The sequence below is a fragment of the Candidatus Baltobacteraceae bacterium genome (genome assembly GCA_036488875.1).
Classification (GTDB): Bacteria; Vulcanimicrobiota; Vulcanimicrobiia; order Vulcanimicrobiales; family Vulcanimicrobiaceae; genus JAFAHZ01.
Genome location: DASXGW010000007.1, coordinates 99491 through 120263, shown reverse-complemented (window position 1 = coordinate 120263; position 20773 = coordinate 99491). Strand labels below are relative to the sequence as shown.

Below are 20773 nucleotides of genomic sequence, written 5' to 3'. Positions count from 1 at the left end.
GGCATGACTCCCGAAGAGCTCGTGGAGTTCGCCGAAGGGCTCGCGCGCGTCGCGGCGTCGGGCGGCGGACCCAAAGCGCTCGCAGCGCACCTCGCCGAGGCGACCGGCGGCAGCGTGCTGATCGAGGACGCGCAGTGGCGTCACCTCGCATCGGCCGGCACGGGGCCGCTGCCGTCGAGCGCTCGCAGCGCTCCCGAGCGAGCCGTGCCGATCGTGGCCGGAAACGCTCAAGTCGGGTGGCTCTCGTGCAGCTCCGAAAGCGGGCACCTCGCGCGCCTGACCGCTTCGGCAATTGCCGTCGAGTTGGCGCGCAACGGCGAAACCGGCCGTGGACGCCGGCGAACGTTCTGGGAACGTTTGATCGGCCGGGTCTATCACGACACAACGGCCGCACGCGATGACGCCGCCGCGCGCGGCATCGCCATTGCACCCGCCTACGTTACCGTCGCGATCGAAGCCGAAGCCGAACCCGACGCCGCCGAGGCACTGGCTCCCGCCGACGTGCGCGCGCTCGCGCTGGAATCGTTTGGCGGCGGCGATTGCGACGTCGGCTATCTCGAGCGCGGTCCCGCACTGCTGATCTTCGTTCCGGCAACGCGCGAAATCGACGCGAGCAACGCGCGTACGGCTGCGACCTTGCTGCCCAAGAGCGTCGCCAAGAAGAAAGCGCACGTGCGCATCTCGGGCGGCATCGGTCGTGCCGAAGCGCTGCTGTCGCTGCACGCCGGGGTGGAGAGTGCAGAAGCGGCGCTTGCGATCGGACGCCGCGTCTTCGGTGCGGGACGCGTCGTTGCGTACGACGAGCTGGGCGCGTATCCGATGCTCTACCAAGGCGCCGATACGAACCGTCTGCAGGAGTTCGCACGTGCGACGCTCGCACCGCTGCGCGCGTACGACGAAAAACACCAAACCGAGCTGGAACGCACGCTCGCGCTCTACTTTGCCGTCGGACAGAACGTCAAGACGGCCGCAGAGCGCTTGAGCGTTCATCGTCACACGGTCTTCTATCGTTTGCGGCAAATCGGCGAGATCTGCGGACGCTCGCTGGAAAGTCCCCACGATCAACTCACACTTCGATTGGCGGTAGCGATTGTCGTCCTCCACTCCGCGTAACGTTCTCAAGCTGGCGCGCGAGCGCAACGTCCGTTTCGTGCGGCTCGTCTTCGCCGACATCTTCGGCGTGAGCAAGAACGTCTCGATTCCGGTCGATCAGCTCGAGCTCGCGCTCGACGGCCGCATTACGTTCGACGGCGGTTCGATCGACGGTTTCGTGCGCGGTGAAGAGCTCGACATGCTGCTGCGCCCCGATCCGTCCACCTTCGCGGTCTATCCCTGGCCCGTCGCCGACGGATTCGAAGCGCGGCTCATCTGCGATATCGCCATGCCCGACGGCACGCCGTTCGAAGGCTGCCCCCGCACGACGCTGCGCCGCGCGATCGAAAGCGCTCCCCCGCTGGCCGGCGTGAGCGTCGGGCTGGAGATGGAGTTCTTTCTCTTCGATAAGCGGCCGGGCGAAGCGGCGTCGACCGCAACGTCGGACGTCGGCTCGTACTTCGATTTCTCGGCAAACGATCGCGGCGAGGAAGCGCGCAACGCGATCGTGGCCGCGCTGCAGTCGATGGGGGTGCGAATCTATTCGGCTCACCACGAACACGGCGCCGGACAGCACGAGATCGACATCTTGCACGACGATCCGCTGGCCGCCGCCGACAACGCGCTGACCTTGCGTACGATCGCCAAGCACGTCGCGGCCGGTTACGGACTCGACGCGACGTTCATGCCCAAACCGCTCGAGGACCGTGCCGGCAACGGCCTGCACGTCGATTTCCGGCTGTCGGACGAAACCGATTCCGATACGACGCTCTACGTCGTCGGCGGACTGCTCGCCCACGCGCCGGCAACCACCGCGATCTGCAATCCAACGGTGAACTCGTACAAACGGTTGGTGGCCGCGTGGGACGCGCCGATTTACACGGTCTGGTCGGAGCGCAGCGCAAACGCCCTCGTGCGCGTGCCGCCCGGCCAGAATCCGCCGCGCGTCGAGATGCGCAGCCCCGATCCAGCGTGCAATCCCTATCTGGCGCTCGCCGTGTTGTTCGGCGCGGCCGCCGACGGAATAGCAAAAGCGACGCTGCCTGGTCCGGCGCTGGTCGGTTCGACGTACGACTTGAGCGAACGTGACCGGCACGAACGCGGCATCGGCACGTTGCCGAAATCGTTACGCCAAGCGATTACCGAGCTCGACGGCGATCCGATCGTGCGCGCGTCGCTCGGCGATCATCTTTACCACGCCTTTCGCGACGCAAAGCTCGCGGAATACGAGCGCTACCGCCGCGCGGTGCATCCGTGGGAGCGCGACGCGTACTTGCGACTGTACTAAGACGACGGGATGAGCGAACTCCGCACGCCGCGCTTGCGGCTCGAAGCGCTGACTGAAGAGCATGCCGACGAACTCTTCGACGGGCTGCGGGACGAGCGGCTCTACGAGTTCGTTCCATCGATCGCCCCGAGCGACCTCAAAGGCTTGAGGAGTAGATTGCGCAGCCTGGAATCGCGCACATCGCCGGATGGCTCGGAACGTTGGCTGAACTGGGCAATCCGATGCCTCGATGTCGGCCGCTGCATCGGATACGTGCAGGCCACCGTGCCTGTCAATGCGCCTGCGAAGATCGCGTACGTGCTGTTTGCGCCGTTTTGGGGCCTCGGTTACGGGCATGAAGCTGTGGTCGGTCTACTCGATTTTCTCAGCACGGCGTTGCAGGTGCGCGAAATCCGCGCATCGGTCGATCCCGACAACTGCCGCTCGATCGCGTTGCTGGAGAGACTGGGGTTCCGGCGTATCGCGGTGCATCGCGACGCGGACACGATCCGGGGCGTCCTGCGCGACGAGATTGAGTACGCGCTGATCCGTTTGTAGGCCGATTGGTCGAAACTGCCCTTACGTCGAAACGGTTTGAATCAAATCTTCTGCTAGAAACGGGCGCGGGAGAATCGCGTCCCATGTGCCGCTGCTCGCGCCGATCCCGACGACGCGAACCGAACCGGGCGCTGCAAACTTCGCGATTTCTTCGGCGGTTGCAAGCGCCGGATCGGCGAGCACGACGTCGCCCGGGCGCAAGTCGCCCACGTGCGCGAGGTCTTCGAGCGCCGAACACTGCCGCACGCGGTAGCCCCGCGAGCGCAGCTCGTACGCGGCGAAGCGCGAAAGATCGGTGTCCTTGGTAACGATTGCGACGCGCATCGGCTTTTGCGAGACGCGCGCCTCGAACGACGGAAGCACGGCGCCGAACCTGCTGCCTTCGCCCAGCGTGCTGACCACGTCGACGGAGCCGCCGTGCCGCTCGACGATCATCTTGACGATGAACAATCCGATGCCCGTGCCCGCAATCTTGGCGCGCCGCGCGTTCGACGCGCGCGCGAACCTTCCGAATAGCCGCGGGATGTCCTCAGCCGGAATCCCGATACCGTGGTCGCTCACCTCCACGCGGAAGTTCTCGCCGGCGCGCTCGACCGTCACCTCGACGGGATTGCCTTCGGGCGAGTATTTGATCGCGTTGCGAATGAGATTGTCGAAGACTTGGCGCAGCCGGTCGCCGTCGCCGCGAACGAGCGCTTCCTTCAACTTCGTCTCGACGTGCACGTTGCGTTCGGCAACGTGCGTCTCGACGACGTTGCGCATCAGTTCGATCAGATCGACGCGCTCGTCAGCGATTTCCAGCTCGCCGTGCTCGATGCGGGACAGCTCGAGCACGTCGCTGGCAAGCGTTGCCAAGCGCTGCGCGTTGCTGCGAATCGTGTGCGCCGCATCGACGGCGCCCGGACCTTCGAGATAACCCTCTTCGAGCAGCTCAGCGAAGCCCGCAATCGACGTCAGCGGTCCTTTGATATCGTGCGCCAGCACCGCGATGAGGTCGTTCTTGAGCTGATTGAGCTCGAGCACGCTCGCGCGCTGCCGCTCGAGCTCGTCGATGCTCGCCGCGAGCCGGTGGGCAAGCTCGCGTCCCGCAATGACGTCGTACTGCTTGGGATCGAGCCGCTCGCGAACGCGCGCGGCTTCCTCTTGCGACCCCTCGACGAGAACCTGCAGCTTCTTCGTCACAGTTTTGCAGCCTCGCGGCGCAGCAGGTTCCACGCGAACTCGATGTCCTCGCGCTGCGTGCGGAGATTGCCGATTGCCAGCCTCAGCGCGTACGTTCCATCGACCTTCGTATGCGAAATGAAGATTTCGCCGGTCTCGTTGACGGCATGCATCAAGCGCTCGTTATCGACGCCGCGGTGGCGGAAACAGACGACGGAAAGCGGGTGCGGCGCAAGGATCTCCCAGCTCTCGTCGGCTCGCACCCACGACGCGAACTCCTGCGCGAGCGCGATATGATCGCGCAGACGATTGCGAATGCCTTCGGCACCCATATAACGCAGCACGAACCACAGTTTTAGCGCGCGGAAACGGCGCCCCAGCTGCAGTCCGTAATCCATATAGTTGACGGCATCGCCTTCAGGCGTGGTGAGATATTCGGGCACGAGGCTAAAGGCGCGGCGCAAGATCGATTCGTCCTTGACGAACAGCGCTGAAAGATCCATTGGAACGAACATCCACTTGTGAGGGTTGACGACGAGCGAGTCGGCCTCATCGACTCCCTCGAGCAACCCCGCAAACTCGGGCACCAGCGCCGCCATACCGGCGTATGCGGCATCGACGTGCAGCCAGACGCCGTGCTTGCGCGTAACCTTCGCTATCGCCGGGACCGGATCGATCGAGGTCGTCGAAGTGGTGCCGACCGTCGCGACCACGGCCATCGGACGCATCCCCGCTGCAACGTCACGTTCGATCGCCGCGTCGAGCGCCTCGGATCGCATGCGAAACTCACCGTCGCATTCGATGCGAACGACGTTATCTTGTCCCAAGCCCAGCGCAATCGCGGCCTTTTCGATGTGGGAGTGCGTGTGTTCCGTAATGTAAACGCGCAGCTGCGGCAGGCTTCGCCCCGTCATTCCGTACCGCCGGATTTCCAGGTCCAACGATTCGCGGGCCGCCGCCAGGGCGGTAAATCCCCCGATTGACGCCGTGTCGTAAATAATTCCGGTCCAGTGACTCGGCAGGCCGAGGAGCTGCCCGAGCCAGCGCATCGTCACTTCTTCGAGTTCGGTTGCGGCGGGCGAGGTGCGCCAGAGCATCGCCTTCACGTCTAAGGCGGCCGACAAGGCTTCGGCCATCACCGCGACGGGTGCCGCGCTCGTCGCAAAGTATGCGAAGAAACGCGGATGGTTCCAGTGCGTTATCGCCGGGACGATGATACGCTCGAAGTCGTCCATGATGCGGTCGAACGGCTCGGGCTGTTCGGGCGGGCCCGCGGGGAGGGCGGCCACTACCTCGCCCGGCCGAACGTCGGGAAGCACGCGGAAGCGCTCGGGATGCGAGAAGTACTCGTCGATCCAACGCCCGACCAGCTCCAGGTCGCCTAAAAAGGTAGTGGCGGTCCGCTCCATGGTGCGAGAGACGTTAGGCGGGGTGGGCACCGAAGCCCGCCCGGCGAAAGGCTATGCATGAATTACCGAACGTATCCCAACAGTGACGTGACCGTGAGCGAGGTGGGCTTCGGTCTGTGGACCACCGCCACGGGCTGGTGGGGCGAAAAGACCGACGACGACGCCGTGACGATGCTGCGCGAAGCGTTGGATCTCGGCATCACGTTCTTCGATGCCGCGGACACGTACGGAAACGGCCGAAGCGAAGAGCAGTTGGCCAAAGCGTTCGCCTCACGACGCGACGAGGTCGTGTACGCGACGAAGTTCGGGTACGATTTCTACACGCCGCAAAACGTCGAACAGCGGCGCGGCCAGTTCGAGCTGCCCCATGATTTCTCGCCGGCGTTCGTTCGCAAAGCGCTCGAAGAATCGTTGCGGCGCCTGCAAACCGATTACGTCGACATCTATCAGATGCACAACGCGCGCATGGCGCAAGTCGAAGACGACGCCCTGTGGGAACTGCTCGAGTCGCTCAAGAGCGAAGGCAAGATCCGCATGTACGGGGTAGCGCTCGGACCGGCAATCGGCTGGCTTTACGAAGGCGTCGACGCGGTCGAAAAGCGCAACGCCGCGAGCTTGCAAATCATCTGGAACATCCTCGAGCAGCATCCGGGCGACGAACAGATTCGCGCCGCGTACGATTCGGGGGCCGACACCGGCTACATGATCCGCGTGCCGCACTCCAGCGGCATGCTCGAAGGCCACTACACCGAGGACACCGTCTTCCCGGCCAACGACCACCGCCGTCATCGTCCGCGTGCGTGGCTGGTCAACGGCGTCAAGAAAGTCGAGCAGCTGCGCTTTCTCGAGCGGCCGGATCGCACGCTGGGTCAAGCGGCCATCCAATGGCTGCTCGCCGAACCGCGCGTCATGACGGTGCTGCCGAACATCTACGATCGCGAGCAGCTCGTCGAATTCGCAAAAGCGCCCGGCGCGCCGGCGCTCACCAAAGACGAGCTCGATCGCGTCGCGGCACTCTACGCTTCGAACTTCGGCATCGACGAACCGCCGATGGCGTTCAAAGGCACGATGGTTCGCGACGAGGCGCACGCGTGAGCAAGCACGAGCACGTCTTAACCCATCACGCGCCCAAGCCGATTGGTCCGTACAGCCAAGCCGTGATGACCGGTCACGAGCTCTATTGCAGCGGTCAGATCGCGCTCGATCCGCACAGCGGCGAACTCATCGACGGCGACGTGACCGCCCAAGCCGAGCGCGCGATCGAGAATCTCGGAGCGGTGCTGTGCGCCGCCGGCTACAGCTTTGCCGACGTCGTCAAGACGACGCTCTTTCTCGTCGACATGAACGACTTCGCGGCGGTGAACAAGGTGTACGAAAAGTACTTCGATATGGGCAAGCCGGCACGCTCGACGGTTGCGGTCGCGGCGTTACCGCGCGGCGCGCTCATCGAGATCGACTGTATCGCTCGCGCCTAAAGCTGCGGTACCGAGCTCGTCGAGAGCCTCGTGCGCTCCTCTTGCGCGATACGCGCAACGTCCGGATCGAGCGACTGTTCGGCGATCTTGAGCTGCGCGATCGCCAGCGGCTTCTGGCCCTGCGCCGCGTACGCTACCGCCAGCAGGTACCGAATGCGCCCGTCTTGCGGCGCGGCCGCGGCGCCTTTGAGCAGCGCCGACTGCGCGAGCGGATAGAGACCGTTATGTTCGTAGTCGATCCCGAGGTCGACGTAAGCCTCGGGCAAGTACGGTCCCACGACCGTCGCCTGCACGTAAAAGTTCACGGCGCGCTTCCAATCGTCGCGCGCGTCGGCGAGATATCCGAAATTTACGAGCGCCTCGGGTCGCTCCGGTTGCATCTGATGCGCGCGCGTCAACACGGGCGTCGCCGAGTCGAACTGCGACATCTGCAGGTACGCCGCACCGAGGTTGTTCTCGCACGTGTAGTTCGTGGGATCGATTTGGAGGCAGTGCTTGAACTGGTTTTCGGCGTCGCGATAGGCGTGCGTGTCGAGATATGACAAACCCAGTCCGTTGATTGCGGTCAGCGACGTCGGATCGGAGTCGAGCGCGCGCATGTAGTACATCATCGCCTCGCCCGGCTGATGAATCGTCGAGTAAATCTGGCCGACTTCGGCCTGAATCGCCGCGTCCGTCGGTTGCGACCGCGCCAGCGCCTCCATCTCGGAGCGATACATCGGCAGATCGCCCTTGCGCGCGTGCATCGCGACGAGATCCTTCACCGAATCCGTCCCCGGAAGCGCCGAATTGAACTGCACGATCGCATCGTCGATGCGGTTTTCGGTCGCGTACACGACGCCCAGCCGGTTGTGCGTCTCTTTATCGCGCGGATTGGAATGCAGCAGACGCTGATAGACGAACTCGGCCTTGTCGAGCTTCCCTTGCCGGTAGTAGAGATCGCCCAAAAAGCGCAGCGGTTGGCTTTCTTCGGGGTGCGCGTTGACGTACGTTTCGAGTTGGGAGACGGCGCCGTTGAGATCGCCCGCCGCAATTTTCTCGCGCGCGCGCCTTATGGCGCCCTGCGGATCCGAGGCAAACTTCGGGGCGAAAATGACGTCGGGATTGGTCTCTACCTTCACCGGATCGGCCACGGCGGGACGTCCCGTCGCCAGTAGGGCGAAGGCCAACAGCGCGAGACCCAGCGCGCGTCGCATGCTCACCTTTAGTATAACGCCGAAAGTCGCTCGGGCGTGACCCCGGGGCCCTACTTCACTAAGGGCAAAATGTTGCTTGGCGTGAGGGGGTAGAACGTCATGACCAGCACGACTGCGACGCAGATCGCCGCGCTCGCCCAAGCCAGCGGCACGAAGGGATGGGCGTCGTGCGTGCGGTGCTCGCCGCGCTCGTACATCGCCCGCACCACTTTGGCGTAGGCGTAGAGCGAGATAGCCGTACCGGCGATCAAGAGGGCGGCCAGCCAGACGAACCCGGAGCTCACCCCCGTCGACAGAATCAGAATCTTTCCGAGGAAGCCTGCCGTCGGCGGCAGCCCCGCCATCGCCAACAGGAAGAACGTCATCGCCGCGGCGAGGAACGGCCGTCGCCGTCCGAGGCCGCGATAGTTGACCAGCCGCGATCCTTGCTCGTCTTCGGTCGAGAGCGCCGCTGCGACGGCGAACGCCCCCAAGTTCATAAAGGCGTACGCCGTCAGGTAGTAAATCGCGTACCGAAGCCCCAGCGGCGTCCCCCCGGCGAGCGCCGTCAGGATGTACCCGACCTGCGCGATACCCGAATACGCGATCAGACGCTTGAGGTCGTGCTGCGCCAGCATGCCGACGTTGCCGGCGATCATCGAGATGCCGGCCAGTATCCAAATCGGCAGCAGCAGCGCGCCGCCGATCGACGACGGCAGGGCGGCATAGATGAAGCGCGCGAGCACCGCGATCGTCGCCGCTTTGGTGGCAACGCTCATAAAGGCCGTTACCGGGAGGGGAGCGCCTTCGTATACGTCGGGCGTCCACGTGTGAAACGGCACCAAGCTTAGCTTAAACGCGATTCCGACGAAGAACATGCCCGCACCCATGGCAAACAATGGATTGCTTGCCAGGGCGGGACTGACGAAATCGGCGAGCATCACCGAGCCGCTCGCGCCGAAGATCAGCGCCATGCCGAAGAGCATGAACCCCGAAGCCGTCGAGCTGAGAATCAAATACTTGAGCGCCGATTCGCGCGCGGTTTTGCGGTCGACCATGCCGCACAGGCAGTACAGCGCTAGCGACAGCAGCTCGAGGCCAAGGAAAATCGTCATCAGATTGGCGGCGCCCGCCATCAGCATTGCACCGCACGCGCTCCACAGCAGCAGCGCCGTGGTGCCGGCGACGCGAGGCGCTGGACCGATCGATCCGTAGAGAATCAGCGACCCGGCCGCCGCGAGCAGCACGATTTCTTCGAACACGGTGGTGAAGCCGCCGGTCATGAAGCCGCCGAAGAACGCATTATAGTCGTGGCCGTACTGTTGTGCGGCCAAAAATGCGCCGACGGCGCATCCGATGACGCCGATTGCGATCGAGAGGTAACGATCCGCGTTGGTGCGCGAGATCAAATCGGCGATCAGCACGACCAGCGCGGCCACCGCTACGACCGCGACGGGGACGAGCGCGTTCCAATCCGCGTTAGTGAACGGCGACACGAACGGCCTCCATGAGCGCGTGAGGTTGAATGCCCAAGACGACGAGCGCGGCGAGCAGCGGCGCGACCGCCAGTCCTTCGAGCCACGTGAGGTCGCGGCGCACCGGAACGTCTTCGACTTCGGGTCCGTTCATGATGTCCTGGTAGAGCCGCAGCACATACGCCGCGGCGAGCACGATCGCGACCAGCGCGACGATGGTCGCCCAGACCGCGCCGGTCTGATAGACGCCGATGAGAATGACGATCTCGCCGACGAATCCCGCGAGCCCGGGCAAACCCAGAGCCGCCAGCGCGGCGATGCACAGCGCGCCGGCGAGTTTGGGGTTCGCGCGGCCCAGACCGCCCAGGCGCAGCAGCGAGCGCGTCTCTTCGCGCTGTTCGACGTAGCCCAACAGCAGGAAGAGCGCGGCCGAGAACAGGCCGTGCGCGATGATGTAGACCAGCGCGCCTTCGAGCGCCAGTTGGTTTTGCGACGCGATCGCGATCACGATCAAGCCGAGGTGCGAGAGCGACGAGTACGCGACGATCCGTTTGGCGTCTTGCTGGACCAGCGCGATCAGCGCGCCGTAGATCAGCGAGATCGCGCCGAGGATCATCAGCACCGGCGCGTACTGGTGCACGTATTGCGGCATGAACGCCACTGCGATGGCAATGAGACCGTACAAACCGGCCTTCGACTGCACCGCCGCGACCACCGCGATCATCGGCGGCGGCGTGTCGCTATAGGTCAGCGGCATCCAGGTGTGCAGCGGCCACACCGGCGTCTTCACTAAGAACGCAAAGCAGAAACCGGCGAAGATCCACGGCGCCCACGCGCCCGCGAGGTGGACGTCGGCGCGTCCTATCACGTCGGTGGATCCGAAGATCACGCCGAACGCGGCCGTCGCCAGCAACAGCGTCAAACCACCCGCGAAGTTGTAGATGAAGTACCGCCACGCCGTGGCCGGATGCGACGCCCAGCCGATCAGCCCGAAGAACACCGGCAGGAGCATCAAGTCCCAGAAGAGCGCGAACGTCAGCAGATCGCGCGACAGGAACAACCCCATCATCGCGCCCTCGAGGAACAGCATCTGCACCGTGAAGTTTCGCGTGCGCGGCACGTGCGTGACGGCGATCGCGCTCATCGTGCATAACGCGAGCAGCAGGCAGATCCAATACGAAACCGGCGTCGTGCCGAAATGGAACGCCGACTCGAACGGGCGCGAGAGCCAGCGATAACTCCACTCTTGGCCCTGGTTGTTCGCAAGCACTGTCGTAACGAACGTCACGCCGGCCACCAGCGTTCCGATCGCGCGCGAAAGCACGCGATCCTCGCGCGGCAGCAGCCACAGCAGCGCACCCACGACGATCGGCAGCAGGATGGTGATCAGCACGAGCATCAGTGCACGCCTCCGATCGCCAGCGCGTAATAGATGATGAAGCAGGCCGCTCCGAAGACGAGAATCAGCGCGTAGGCGCGCAGTAAGCCCGTCTGCAGCGACTGCATGAAGACGCCCAGCCACTGGGCCGAAAAGGCACTCTCGCGAACGGCGCCGTCGATCACGTGCGGATCGATGGCTCGCCCGAAGATCGTGCCGAAGAGCTGCGACGTCCGCACGACGATCAAATCGTAGAACGCGTCGAAGTAGAACAAGTTGGTCAGCACGGGCGACATGTGCACCGATTCGTTACGCAGCCGTGCGACGGCATCGGCTTGTGCCGTTTTCGTTCCGTAGCGCCAGAACGCGATCGCGAAGCCTATCACGACCGCGACCAGCACGATGAGGCTGGTCGATCCTTCGGTGATGCCGGAAACCGCGCGAACGGCTTGCGGACCGGCGGGAAACTCCATCGTAAAGAACCTGGCCCAGAGCGAGTTTTCACCGCCGAACATCACCCAACCGGCAAACAGCGTAGGAACGATCAAAATGCCGACCGGAACGTTCATGATCCATGAGGGTGCGTGATGATGCTCCGGTTCGTGCCCGACGTGTCCCTCTTCGGCCTGACTGGGAAGCGTGGTGCCGGCGAGTTCCGGATGACGGATACCGAGATCCGACGGATCGACCGCACCGCGATACTCGCCGAAGAACGTGATGAACAGTAACCGGAACATATAGTACGCGGTTATTCCGGCGGTAACGATGCCGACGCCGAACAGCCACACGTGGTGCTCCGCCAACGCGCCGTAGATGTCCATGTCCTTCGAGAAGTATCCGCTCGTATACGGGAAGCCGCTGATCGAAAGTACGCCGGTGAGAATGGCGATGAACGCAAACGGCATTTTCTTCCATAAGCCGCCCATCCGGCGCACGTCCTGCTCGTCGCTCAGCGCGTGAATGATGAGACCGGAGCCCAGGAAGAGCTGCGCCTTGAAGAACGCGTGCGTGAAGAAGTGCGCGACGCCGCCTTCGTAGGCTCCCACGCCGACGCCCATGATCATGTAGCCGATCTGCGACATCGTCGAATAAGCGAGGATTCGTTTGATGTCCCACTGCGCGCAACCCAGAATCGCGCCCATCAGGGCCGTCAAGCCGCCCACGACGCCGACCATCATCTGGGCGTCGGCGTTCGCGCTCCACAACGGCGCGCAGCGCGCGATCAAATACACACCCGCGGTCACCATGGTTGCCGCGTGGATGAGCGCCGAGACCGGCGTCGGACCTTCCATCGCGTCGGGCAACCAGGTGTGCAGCGGAACTTGCGCAGATTTTGCCGCCGCGCCGATGAAGAGACCGACGCAAATCCAAATCAGCGTCTGCGATCCGAAGGAACCCGCCGCGGCGAAACCGTCGCCGAACGAGATCGAGTGCACGTTGGCGACGATCAGGAAGATCGCGAACATCATGCCGACGTCGCCGACCACGTTCATCACGAACGCTTTGCGTGCCGCGGCAACCGCCGAAGCGCGATCGAACCAGAAACCGATCAGGAAATACGACGCTAGGCCGACGAGCCCCCAACCCACCAGCAACCCGATGAAGTTGTCGGAGAGCACCAGCGTGAGCATCGCGAACACGAAGAAGTTCATGTAGGCGAAGAATCGCGCGAACGCGCGATCGCCGTCCATGTATCCGATCGAATAGAAGACGATCAGAAATCCGACGCCGGTGATGATAAAGGTCCACAGCAGCGACAGCGGGTCGAGCAGCAGTCCGAAATCGAAGCCCGGCATCCACGATAGCAGCGTTTGATGCGCTCCGTCCGCCCCGCCGCTGGTCTGAGTCCCGCTGCCCCACGACAGCAGCGTCAAGACGAACGACGCGCCGACGACGGCCGATCCAAGCCACCCCGCCAGCTGCTTGAGTTGCGGACCGAACGCCCAGCACACGATCGCACCGGCAAGCGGCAACAGCCACAGCGCTAGCAGCAGCGGATAGGATCCATCGACTCCCATGACGTGATGAATCATCCGCGCAGCGCCCTCACTTCGTCGACGTCGACGTTCTTTTCGGCTCTAAAAACCGTAACCACGATGGCGAGGCCGATGGCGGCCTCCGCGGCGGCGACGGTGATCACCAAAAACGCGAAGATGTGTCCCGCGTTGTTGAGCCACGCCCGGGCAAACGCGAGAAAGAGCAAGTTCGCGGCGTTGAACATCAGCTCGATGCTCATCAGCATCACGAGCGGGTTGCGGCGCAGCAAGACGCCGGCGACGCCGATGAAGAAAATCACGGAGGCGAGCGCGACGTAGTCGACGACGGGAACGGTCATCACTCGCCGCCGCCCTTCAAAATCGCTTCGCGCATCTCGCGCTGCACTTCGCGGGCCTGCTTGACCGTCGCGACGTAGGGTGCCTGATCGCCGGCGAGGAGTACCACACCGATCACCGCGACCATGAGAATCAGCGCCGTGATTTCAAACGGCAGCAGCCATACGGTAAAGAGCGCCTTGCCGAAATCGGCTACGCTGCCGAAGACGTTGGGCGCGCCGACCGGTCCCAACTGCGAAGCGCTCTTCGCTGCGCCGGCCATAACGCTCGAATCCTTGATCGCATAGTAGAGGAAGCCGAACGCGACCAGGACGATGAAGATCGCAGGCGCAACCGCCTTGGGCAACCGGTTCGGACCGACCGAAAACGGCGCGACGCCGCTCGAGAGCAGCGCGATGACGAAGACGAAAAGAACCAAGATCGCGCCCGAGTAGACGATGATCTGAATCACCGCTAAGAACTCGGCATTGAGTCCGACGTACGTGATCGCCAAAGCCGCAAAGTTGAGCAGCAGCGCGACCACGCTGTAGACCGCCTTGCGCGCGGTCACGCACCAGATCGCGCTTGCAATCAAGACCACCGACAAGATCCAGAATCCGATCACGCGGGCGGCCCCTGCTTGTCTTTCGGAAGCATCGTCAGACCGCGGCGCTGCGTTTTGAGAATCGTGCCGCGCCAGGTCGCGCTGTAGCCGCGATCGATATCGGTCGTCGACTTCATCTCCGCAACGGCGCCAAGGTCGCCGGGAATTCCGCCGGGCCGCTCGTCGGGCGGACGCCCGACGCCGGCCTCGGGCGGCACCAGTAGGCGATCCTTCGCGTAGATCAGCGAGCCGCGACGGAAATCCGACATCTCGAAACGCGGCGTGAGCACGATCGCGTCGGTGGGACACGCCTCTTCGCACATGCCGCAGAAAATGCACCGCAGCTCGTCGATTTCGTAGCGCGCGGCGTAGCGTTCGCCGGGTGAGCGCCGATCGTCGGGCTCGTTCTCGGCGCCGATGACCGTAATCGCATTCGCCGGACAGGCACTGGAGCACAGCTCGCAGCCGATGCAGCGTTCCTTTCCGTCTTCGTATCGGCGCAACTCGTGCAAACCGTGAAAGCGGGGCGCGTGCTGCTTCTTGACCGACGGGTATTCGATCGTCGGCCGCTTGCGAAACATGAACCCGAAAGTGATCGACAACCCTTTGAGGATCGCTCCGACGTTGTAGAGCCGTTTGCGCATCGAGTCTAGCCCCTGACCGCGACGATGATCGCGGTGACCACGAGATTGAGCGTCGCGAGCGGCAGCAGCACCTTCCAGCCGAACGCCATCAGGCGATCGTATCGCAGGCGCGGCAGCGTCGCGCGCAGCCACATGTAGAAGAACAAGAAGCAGCCGACCTTGAGCACGAACCACACGACACCAGGCACGCCCTGTATGCCGAACGGAGCATTCCACCCGCCGAAGAACAGCAAGGTGGCGATGCACGAGACGGTCAGCATGTTGACGTACTCGGCGATGAAGAACAATCCGAAACGCAGTCCCGAGTACTCCGTGTGGAATCCGGCGACGAGCTCGGTTTCGGCTTCAACCAAGTCGAAAGGCGTGCGATTCGTCTCAGCCACGGCGGTAATAATATAGATGACGAACCCAAGCGCCTGCGGGATGACGAACCACCATCTGGCCTGCGCGTTCACGATGCCGTCGAGTGACGTGGTCCCCGCTAAGATCAGCACGCCGACGAACGAGAGCGTCATCGAAAGTTCGTAACTGATCATCTGCGCCGTGCCGCGGACGCTGCCGAGCAGCGGGTATTTCGAGCCCGAAGCCCAACCGCCGAGCGAGATGCCGTACACGCCGATCGACGTAATCGCCAAGACGAACAGGATCCCGGCGTTGGGGCTGCCGATCGCCCACGTTCCCGCCGACGAAGCGCCGAACGGAATGACCGCGTAGACCGAGAACGCGGTGAGCAGCGAGATGAACGGCGCGAGGCGATAGATCAACGGATCGGCGGTCTTCGGCGTAAGATCTTCTTTCAAGATCAGTTTTGCGGCATCGGCCGCCGGCTGCATCAGGCCCCACGGCCCGACGCGGTTCGGTCCGGGGCGCAACTGCATCCAGCCCAGCACTTTGCGCTCGGCGAGCATCGCGTACGCAAACGTCGTGACCACGACGAGCAGCAACACTGCCGATTTGATCAAGACGACGATCCAAAACGGCACGACCGGCATCAGACGAGCACTCCGTTCCCCGCGCGCAGCGGCGCCATGGTCGGATCGTGCTGCCACGTTCCGCCGCCCGAAAGGATCGACCGCGCCTGGGCATCGCGCTCCTCGCACGCCGTCGTGCGAAAGAGATCGTCGCCGAAACCGAAGCCGGGAATCTTCGCCGCCGCGGCGATGACCGCGGCGTCGAGCGCGTCGGGTGCCGGCAGATCTACGCCGAGCGCGTCGCACAAATCGAACAGCATTTCCAAATCCGAGCGTACGCCGTCGGGCGCCTGCAGCGCCTGATTGACGGGGAGCAGATCGCCGGCGAGGTTGGTCGTCGTGCCGCTCTTCTCGAGCGCGCCCTTGGCGGGAAGAATCAACGTTGCGTGACTCGCCGTCTCGGTCATGAACAGATCGCTCACGACCAGGAACGGAACGCTGCCCAGGGCGGCGTTCAAACCGTCGGCGACCGACGAGTTGCGCATCGGATTCGCCCCGAATAACGACAGCACGGCGAGCGTACCGTTACGCGCGTCCTCGAGCATGCCCCAGCCGTCGCGTCCCGGATTACCGACGCTCGCAAAACCCGGGCCGCTGCCCGGGAGCATGCCCATCGCTTCGGCGCCGCGCGCGTTGCCTTGTTCGCCGGCAATATACGTCGACAGTTCCGCGACGCCGGCGAACGCATCGGCAAACGCCTTGCCGGTGGCGAGATCGACGCCGTCCCAAATGAGCGCGACGCTCGACGCGTCACCGCACGCGCGCCGCGCCGCCGCCGCGTCGCGTTCGCGAACGAGTTTTGCTTTGCGCAGCGCCTTGCGCACGCGCAGCCACATCACCGGAGCGAGTTCCTCGGGCGATTGGCCGGCGAAGACGACAGCCTGCGCTTTTTCGATATCCGCCAGCCGGCCGGACTTCGCTCCCGGCGTCGCTTGGCGCTGATATCCGCCACGCCAGTCGAGATTGGCAACGCCGGCGCCGCGGAAGACGTGCTGCAGCATGTACGCTTCTTCGTTGGTCAGACGGCCGCCGCCGATCGCCCCGACCTTCGACGGACCGCCATCGCGCAGCGCGTCGCGAATCGCTTTGGCCCATAACTCGATCGCGTCGGTCCAGTCGACTTGCACGAACGTTCCGTCTTTTTTGAAGAGCGGCTGCGTGATGCGCTCCGGCGACGAGTAGAAGCCGATGTTGTAGCGGCCGCGATCGCACAGCCACGTATCGGAGATGTCGTCGTCGGTCTCGACCGACATCGTGCGCAAGAGCGTGCCGTAACGCACGTCGGCAAACTGCTGGCATCCGACCGCGCATTGCGTGCAGGTCGTCTGGGTGCGGTTGAGATCCCACGGACGCGACTTGAAGCGGTACGTCTTCGACGTCAGCGCTCCGACCGGACAGAGCTCGGTCACGTTCCCGGTAAAGTTGTGGTGGTAGGGTTCTCCCGTCGCCGTCGCGATGATGTCGCGCGCGCCGCGATCCTTAACGACGAGCTGTTTCTCACCGGCGATGATTTCGTCAAATCGCACGCAGCGCTGACAGACGATGCAGCGCTCTTCGTCGAGCACGATCGTCGGCCCCAGATCGACGGCCTTGGGCTTGGGGACCTTCGGATCGGCGACGTCGGAGCTCGAACGCGCGTACGCCATTGCAAAATCTTGCAGATCGCACTCGCCGCCCTTATCGCAGATCGGACAATCCAATGGATGGTTGACCAGCAGCAGCTCGATCACCATCGCGCGGCCGGCGTCGGCCTTCTCCGTCTGCGTGCGCACGACCATGCCCTCGCTGACCACCGTATTACACGCGATCTGCAGCTTGGGCATGCCTTCGATTTCCACCAGGCAGACGCGGCAGAGTCCGGCCGGTCCGAGCTTGGTGTGATAGCAGTAGACCGGGATCTCTTGCTTGACCGTTTTGGCGGCCTCGACCAGCAGCGTCCCTTTCGGAACGCTGACGGGAACGCCATCTACGGTCAGATTGACTAAATCTGGCATTTAAACGTTCATCGTCTCCTCACGCAGAACGCGTTCTTCAAACTTGTCGCGGAAGCGGCGCAGCACCGACTTCAGGAACGGTTCGATCGAATCGCCGAGCGCGCACAGATTCAGTCCCGTAATCGTTGCGGAGACGCGATCGAGCATGTCGAGGTCGCCGGGCACGCCTTTGTTGTGAACCAATCGCTCGAGAACGCGCTCCATCCAATGACCGCCCTCGCGGCAAGGCGTGCACTGGCCGCACGACTCGTGCGCGAAGAAGCGCACGAGATTGTGCGCCGCTTTCACGAAATCGGTCGTGTCGTCGAAAACCACGAACGCACCCGAGCCGAGCATGGAGCCGGCTTTAGCCATACTCTCGTAGTCGTACGGCAGATCGAGATGCTCTTCGAAGATGCACGCCGACGAACCGCCGCCGGGCTGCACCGCCATGAGCTTGCGGCCGGGACGTAAGCCGCCGGCGATGTCGATGAGCTCGCGCACCGTCGTTCCGAGCGGAACTTCGTAGTTGCCGGGATTTTGCACGTGCCCCGAGATCGAAACGATCTTGTAGCCCTTGCTGCGCTCGGTGCCGACCGCGGCAAACCACTGCGCACCCTTTTCCAAGATCGGCACGAGATACGCGAGCGTCTCGACGTTGTTGACGACGGTCGGCGCGCCGTAAAGTCCTTCGACCGCCGGGAACGGCGGCTTGAGGCGCGGCTCGCCGCGTTTGCCCTCGAGCGAGTTGAGCAATCCCGTCTCTTCGCCGCAGATGTACGCGCCGGCGCCGCGATGCACCGTCACTTCCAGGTCGTATCCGCCGCCGAAGAGATTCCTTCCGACGTACCCGGCCTTGCGCGCCTCTTCCAGCGCGGCGCAGAAAATCTGATACCCGCGCTTGAACTCGCCGCGAATGTAGATAAACGCGTGGTGGCATCCGATACCGTACGCGCCGAGCAAAATGCCCTCGAGCACCAAGTGCGGCGCTTCTTCGAGCAGCATGTGATCTTTGAACGTGCCGGGCTCGGCTTCGTCGCAGTTGCAGACGAGATAACGCAGCGGCTTATCCTTCGGAAGAAACTGCCACTTGCGACCGGTCGGAAATCCGGCGCCGCCACGCCCGCGAAGTCCCGATTTATCCGCGAGATCCATGACCTCGGCCGGCGACATGGTTCGAACGGCGCGTTCCCACTGTTTATAGCCGCCGCGATCGCGATAGACACCGAAATCGCGCAGGTTCGCTTCGCCGATTCCCGCGGTCAATACCTTAGTGACCGGCATGACCGTTGCTCCCGTTCGATTCGACGACTTCGGTGACGGCGCGTGAATCGCGCACGGCCCGTTCGCGGGTACGCTCGTAAAACGAGATGTCGTTGTTGACGATGCGATCGAGCATGATGATACCGGCCGCGTCGCCCACCCCCCCGGCATTATTCGGATTGGGCACGCCGACGGCGCCCGCCGATTTGCGACCGGTCGCGACCTCCGCGTCCTGCGTAAAGGTCCACGTCGCCGCCGGCGTTTGCGTCTGCGGCATCGGGGCGACGTCGTAGGTGCCCGCGCGAATCGCGGCGAGCATGTCGTCGATCTTCTGCGGCGTCAGGCTATAGACGAACTCTAGGTTCACCTGCATGCACGTCGGCTTGTCGCACGCCGCTAGGCACTCGACCTCTTCGTACGAAAACGTTCCGTCGTTGGTCGTCTGCAGATGGCCGACGCCGAGCTTCTCGCGAAAGTACGCCATGATCTCTTGCGCGCCGTTGATCGAACACGCTAACCCGCGACAAACCTGCAGCACGTACTTACCGACCGGTTTGCGGTAGAACAGCGTGTAAAACGAGATCGTCCCCTCGACTTCGGCAAGCGTGAGATCGAGCATCGCGGCACCCGCGCGCATCGCCTGCGGACTAACGAACCCTTCGTGCTGCTGAAACAAGTGCATCAACGGAAGCAACGCCGAACGCTTCTGCTCGTACTGCGCGACGATCCGCTCGCACTCCGGCCGCAACCGCTGCAGCAACGCCGGAAATGCGGCTTCGCGTTCGTTCGCCACAGCGTCGATCATCGGTCGACCTCCCCGAAGACCGGATCCAAACTGCCGATCATGACGACGAGGTCGGCGATCAGATTTCCCGGAGCGATGCCCTTGAGCGCCTGCAGATTGTACATGCTCGGCGGCCGCGTGCGTACGCGATACGGACGGTTCTCGCCGTTGCTCACGATGTAGTATCCCAGCTCCCCGCGCGGGCTCTCCACCGGCTGATAGACGTCGCCCGGCGGGACGCGGAAGCCCTCGCTGATGATCTTGAAATGATGGATCAGCGCTTCCATCGAGAGCGCGATCGTCTCTTTGGGCGGAGCGACGATCTTGGGATCGTCGAGCAGTACCGCGCCCGGTTTTTCCAACCGTTTGCGCGCCTGACAGATGATGCGGTGCGATTGTTCCATCTCGTCGAGCCGCACCAGGAAGCGCGCGTACGCGTCGCCTTCGGTGCGGGTCGGGACGTCGAACTCGTAGGTCTCGTAACCGCAGTACGGAAACGCCTTGCGTACGTCGTATGCGATGCCGCTCCCGCGCAGGCTCGGCCCCGTAACGTTCCACGCCAGCGCTTCTTCGATCGCAAGCATGCCGACGTCGATGGTGCGGTCTTGGAAGATCGGGTTGGCCTGAAGCAAGCCGCGCAGCTCGCGCATGCGGCCCGGAAACTTCTCGATGAACGCGTCGAGCCGGTCCGCGTAGCCGTCGGGAAGGTCGCCGTTGAGGCCGCCGACGCGCACGTAGTTCGGATGCATCCGCGCGCCGCCGGCGGACTCTTGCATGTCCAGCACGTTCTCGCGCAGATCGAAGCAGTAGAAAAAGACCGAGATGGCGCCGAGATCGATTCCGTGCGTGCCCAGCCACACGCAGTGCGACGCGATACGCGTGAGTTCCATCAGCAGCACGCGAACGACTTGCGCGCGTTCGGGTATGCGATCGGTGACGCCGAGCAGCTTCTCGACGGCAAGCGCATAGCAGAGCGCGTTGGACGACGGAGCGAGATAGTCCATGCGCTCGATCACCGTCTGCGCTTGCGACCAGAAAAGGCTTTCGGCGGTCTTCTCGATGCCCGTGTGCAGATAGCCGATCTCGGGCTCCGCTTTGACGACGCTCTCACCCTCGATCTCGAGCATGATCTGAAGCACGCCGTGCGTCGACGGGTGTTGCGGCCCCATCGAAAGCACCATCGCGTTGCCTTCTTGGCTGACGATTTCGGGCGTCAGCGGCTGCGTCGACAT

19 protein-coding genes are annotated in these 20773 nt (G+C 63.6%); 5 read left to right on the top strand and 14 right to left on the bottom strand.

Annotated features, from left to right (window positions below; translation table 11 throughout):
- Positions 1 to 3 precede the first annotated feature (3 nt).
- The 3 genes from VGG89_09795 to VGG89_09785 are packed head-to-tail and all read left to right on the top strand — an operon-like array spanning position 4 to position 2917.
- Positions 4 to 1113, top strand: coding sequence for a helix-turn-helix domain-containing protein (locus VGG89_09795; protein HEY1976827.1), 1110 nt, complete (start codon positions 4 to 6; stop codon positions 1111 to 1113).
- Positions 1091 to 2380, top strand: coding sequence for a glutamine synthetase family protein (locus VGG89_09790; GenBank protein HEY1976826.1), 1290 nt, complete (start codon positions 1091 to 1093; stop codon positions 2378 to 2380). Before VGG89_09795 ends, VGG89_09790 begins: the two co-directional genes overlap by 23 nt.
- Before the next feature lie 9 nt (positions 2381 to 2389).
- Positions 2390 to 2917, top strand: a complete 528-nt coding sequence (locus VGG89_09785) for a GNAT family protein (protein ID HEY1976825.1) — start codon at positions 2390 to 2392, stop codon at positions 2915 to 2917.
- Between the two features lie 21 nt (positions 2918 to 2938).
- On the opposite strand, the gene VGG89_09780 is transcribed toward VGG89_09785, so the two are convergent.
- Together VGG89_09780 and VGG89_09775 are read right to left on the bottom strand one after the other, a co-directional pair.
- On the bottom strand, positions 2939 to 4099 hold the full coding sequence (locus VGG89_09780; protein HEY1976824.1) for a HAMP domain-containing sensor histidine kinase: 1161 nt from the start codon (positions 4097 to 4099) through the stop codon (positions 2939 to 2941).
- Entirely contained in the window at positions 4096 to 5487 is a 1392-nt protein-coding gene (locus VGG89_09775; GenBank protein HEY1976823.1) for an aminotransferase class I/II-fold pyridoxal phosphate-dependent enzyme, read from the bottom strand. The genes VGG89_09780 and VGG89_09775 overlap by 4 nt, the downstream gene beginning before the upstream one ends.
- A gap of 57 nt (positions 5488 to 5544) precedes the next feature.
- Here VGG89_09775 and VGG89_09770 point away from each other — a divergent pair, with 57 nt between their 5' ends.
- Entirely contained in the window at positions 5545 to 6582 is a 1038-nt protein-coding gene (locus VGG89_09770; protein HEY1976822.1) for an aldo/keto reductase, read from the top strand.
- Complete coding sequence (locus VGG89_09765) at positions 6579 to 6962, top strand: RidA family protein (protein HEY1976821.1); 384 nt, start codon at positions 6579 to 6581, stop codon at positions 6960 to 6962. Before VGG89_09770 ends, VGG89_09765 begins: the two co-directional genes overlap by 4 nt.
- Here the strand turns inward: VGG89_09765 and VGG89_09760 are convergent.
- The 12 genes from VGG89_09760 to nuoD are packed head-to-tail and all read right to left on the bottom strand — an operon-like array spanning position 6959 to position 20773.
- Positions 6959 to 8158 (bottom strand): tetratricopeptide repeat protein, encoded by a 1200-nt coding sequence (locus tag VGG89_09760; GenBank protein ID HEY1976820.1) that lies wholly within the window; start codon positions 8156 to 8158, stop codon positions 6959 to 6961. The two genes, VGG89_09765 and VGG89_09760, sit on opposite strands and share 4 nt — an antisense overlap.
- Positions 8159 to 8208: 50 nt before the next feature.
- Positions 8209 to 9633, bottom strand: coding sequence for an NADH-quinone oxidoreductase subunit N (locus tag VGG89_09755; GenBank protein ID HEY1976819.1), 1425 nt, complete (start codon positions 9631 to 9633; stop codon positions 8209 to 8211).
- Positions 9617 to 11011, bottom strand: a complete 1395-nt coding sequence (locus VGG89_09750; GenBank protein HEY1976818.1) for an NADH-quinone oxidoreductase subunit M — start codon at positions 11009 to 11011, stop codon at positions 9617 to 9619. The genes VGG89_09755 and VGG89_09750 overlap by 17 nt, the downstream gene beginning before the upstream one ends.
- Complete coding sequence (gene nuoL, locus VGG89_09745) at positions 11011 to 13023, bottom strand: NADH-quinone oxidoreductase subunit L (protein HEY1976817.1); 2013 nt, start codon at positions 13021 to 13023, stop codon at positions 11011 to 11013. The genes VGG89_09750 and nuoL overlap by 1 nt, the downstream gene beginning before the upstream one ends.
- Positions 13020 to 13325, bottom strand: coding sequence for an NADH-quinone oxidoreductase subunit NuoK (gene nuoK, locus VGG89_09740; protein ID HEY1976816.1), 306 nt, complete (start codon positions 13323 to 13325; stop codon positions 13020 to 13022). The genes nuoL and nuoK overlap by 4 nt, the downstream gene beginning before the upstream one ends.
- On the bottom strand, positions 13325 to 13927 hold the full coding sequence (locus VGG89_09735; GenBank protein HEY1976815.1) for an NADH-quinone oxidoreductase subunit J: 603 nt from the start codon (positions 13925 to 13927) through the stop codon (positions 13325 to 13327). The genes nuoK and VGG89_09735 overlap by 1 nt, the downstream gene beginning before the upstream one ends.
- On the bottom strand, positions 13924 to 14550 hold the full coding sequence (nuoI, locus tag VGG89_09730) for an NADH-quinone oxidoreductase subunit NuoI (protein ID HEY1976814.1): 627 nt from the start codon (positions 14548 to 14550) through the stop codon (positions 13924 to 13926). Before nuoI ends, VGG89_09735 begins: the two co-directional genes overlap by 4 nt.
- A gap of 5 nt (positions 14551 to 14555) precedes the next feature.
- Positions 14556 to 15542 carry an NADH-quinone oxidoreductase subunit NuoH gene (gene nuoH, locus VGG89_09725; GenBank protein HEY1976813.1) on the bottom strand — a complete coding sequence of 329 codons (987 nt, stop codon included), beginning with the start codon at positions 15540 to 15542 and terminating at the stop codon, positions 14556 to 14558.
- A complete protein-coding gene (locus tag VGG89_09720) occupies positions 15542 to 17515 on the bottom strand; it encodes a molybdopterin-dependent oxidoreductase (GenBank protein ID HEY1976812.1) in 1974 nt (657 codons plus the stop codon). Before VGG89_09720 ends, nuoH begins: the two co-directional genes overlap by 1 nt.
- Entirely contained in the window at positions 17516 to 18778 is a 1263-nt protein-coding gene (nuoF, locus tag VGG89_09715; protein HEY1976811.1) for an NADH-quinone oxidoreductase subunit NuoF, read from the bottom strand.
- Positions 18765 to 19562 (bottom strand): NAD(P)H-dependent oxidoreductase subunit E, encoded by a 798-nt coding sequence (locus VGG89_09710; protein ID HEY1976810.1) that lies wholly within the window; start codon positions 19560 to 19562, stop codon positions 18765 to 18767. Before VGG89_09710 ends, nuoF begins: the two co-directional genes overlap by 14 nt.
- Complete coding sequence (nuoD, locus tag VGG89_09705; GenBank protein ID HEY1976809.1) at positions 19559 to 20773, bottom strand: NADH dehydrogenase (quinone) subunit D; 1215 nt, start codon at positions 20771 to 20773, stop codon at positions 19559 to 19561. The genes VGG89_09710 and nuoD overlap by 4 nt, the downstream gene beginning before the upstream one ends.

Bases quoted from the DNA above. Each gene is read 5' to 3' on its own strand.
- VGG89_09795 (HEY1976827.1), top strand. From the start codon at position 4: ATGACTCCCGAAGAGCTCGTGGAGTTCGCCGAAGGGCTCGCGCGCGTC.
- VGG89_09785 (HEY1976825.1), top strand. From the start codon at position 2,390: ATGAGCGAACTCCGCACGCCGCGCTTGCGGCTCGAAGCGCTGACTGAA.
- VGG89_09775 (HEY1976823.1), bottom strand. From the start codon at position 5,487: ATGGAGCGGACCGCCACTACCTTTTTAGGCGACCTGGAGCTGGTCGGG.
- VGG89_09770 (HEY1976822.1), top strand. From the start codon at position 5,545: ATGAATTACCGAACGTATCCCAACAGTGACGTGACCGTGAGCGAGGTG.
- VGG89_09760 (HEY1976820.1), bottom strand. From the start codon at position 8,158: ATGCGACGCGCGCTGGGTCTCGCGCTGTTGGCCTTCGCCCTACTGGCG.
- VGG89_09750 (HEY1976818.1), bottom strand. From the start codon at position 11,011: ATGCTCGTGCTGATCACCATCCTGCTGCCGATCGTCGTGGGTGCGCTG.
- nuoL (HEY1976817.1), bottom strand. From the start codon at position 13,023: ATGATTCATCACGTCATGGGAGTCGATGGATCCTATCCGCTGCTGCTA.
- nuoK (HEY1976816.1), bottom strand. From the start codon at position 13,325: ATGACCGTTCCCGTCGTCGACTACGTCGCGCTCGCCTCCGTGATTTTC.
- nuoI (HEY1976814.1), bottom strand. From the start codon at position 14,550: ATGCGCAAACGGCTCTACAACGTCGGAGCGATCCTCAAAGGGTTGTCG.
- nuoH (HEY1976813.1), bottom strand. From the start codon at position 15,542: ATGCCGGTCGTGCCGTTTTGGATCGTCGTCTTGATCAAATCGGCAGTG.
- VGG89_09720 (HEY1976812.1), bottom strand. From the start codon at position 17,515: ATGCCAGATTTAGTCAATCTGACCGTAGATGGCGTTCCCGTCAGCGTT.
- nuoF (HEY1976811.1), bottom strand. From the start codon at position 18,778: ATGCCGGTCACTAAGGTATTGACCGCGGGAATCGGCGAAGCGAACCTG.
- VGG89_09710 (HEY1976810.1), bottom strand. From the start codon at position 19,562: ATGATCGACGCTGTGGCGAACGAACGCGAAGCCGCATTTCCGGCGTTG.
- nuoD (HEY1976809.1), bottom strand. From the start codon at position 20,773: ATGTCGACGCAGCCGCTGACGCCCGAAATCGTCAGCCAAGAAGGCAAC.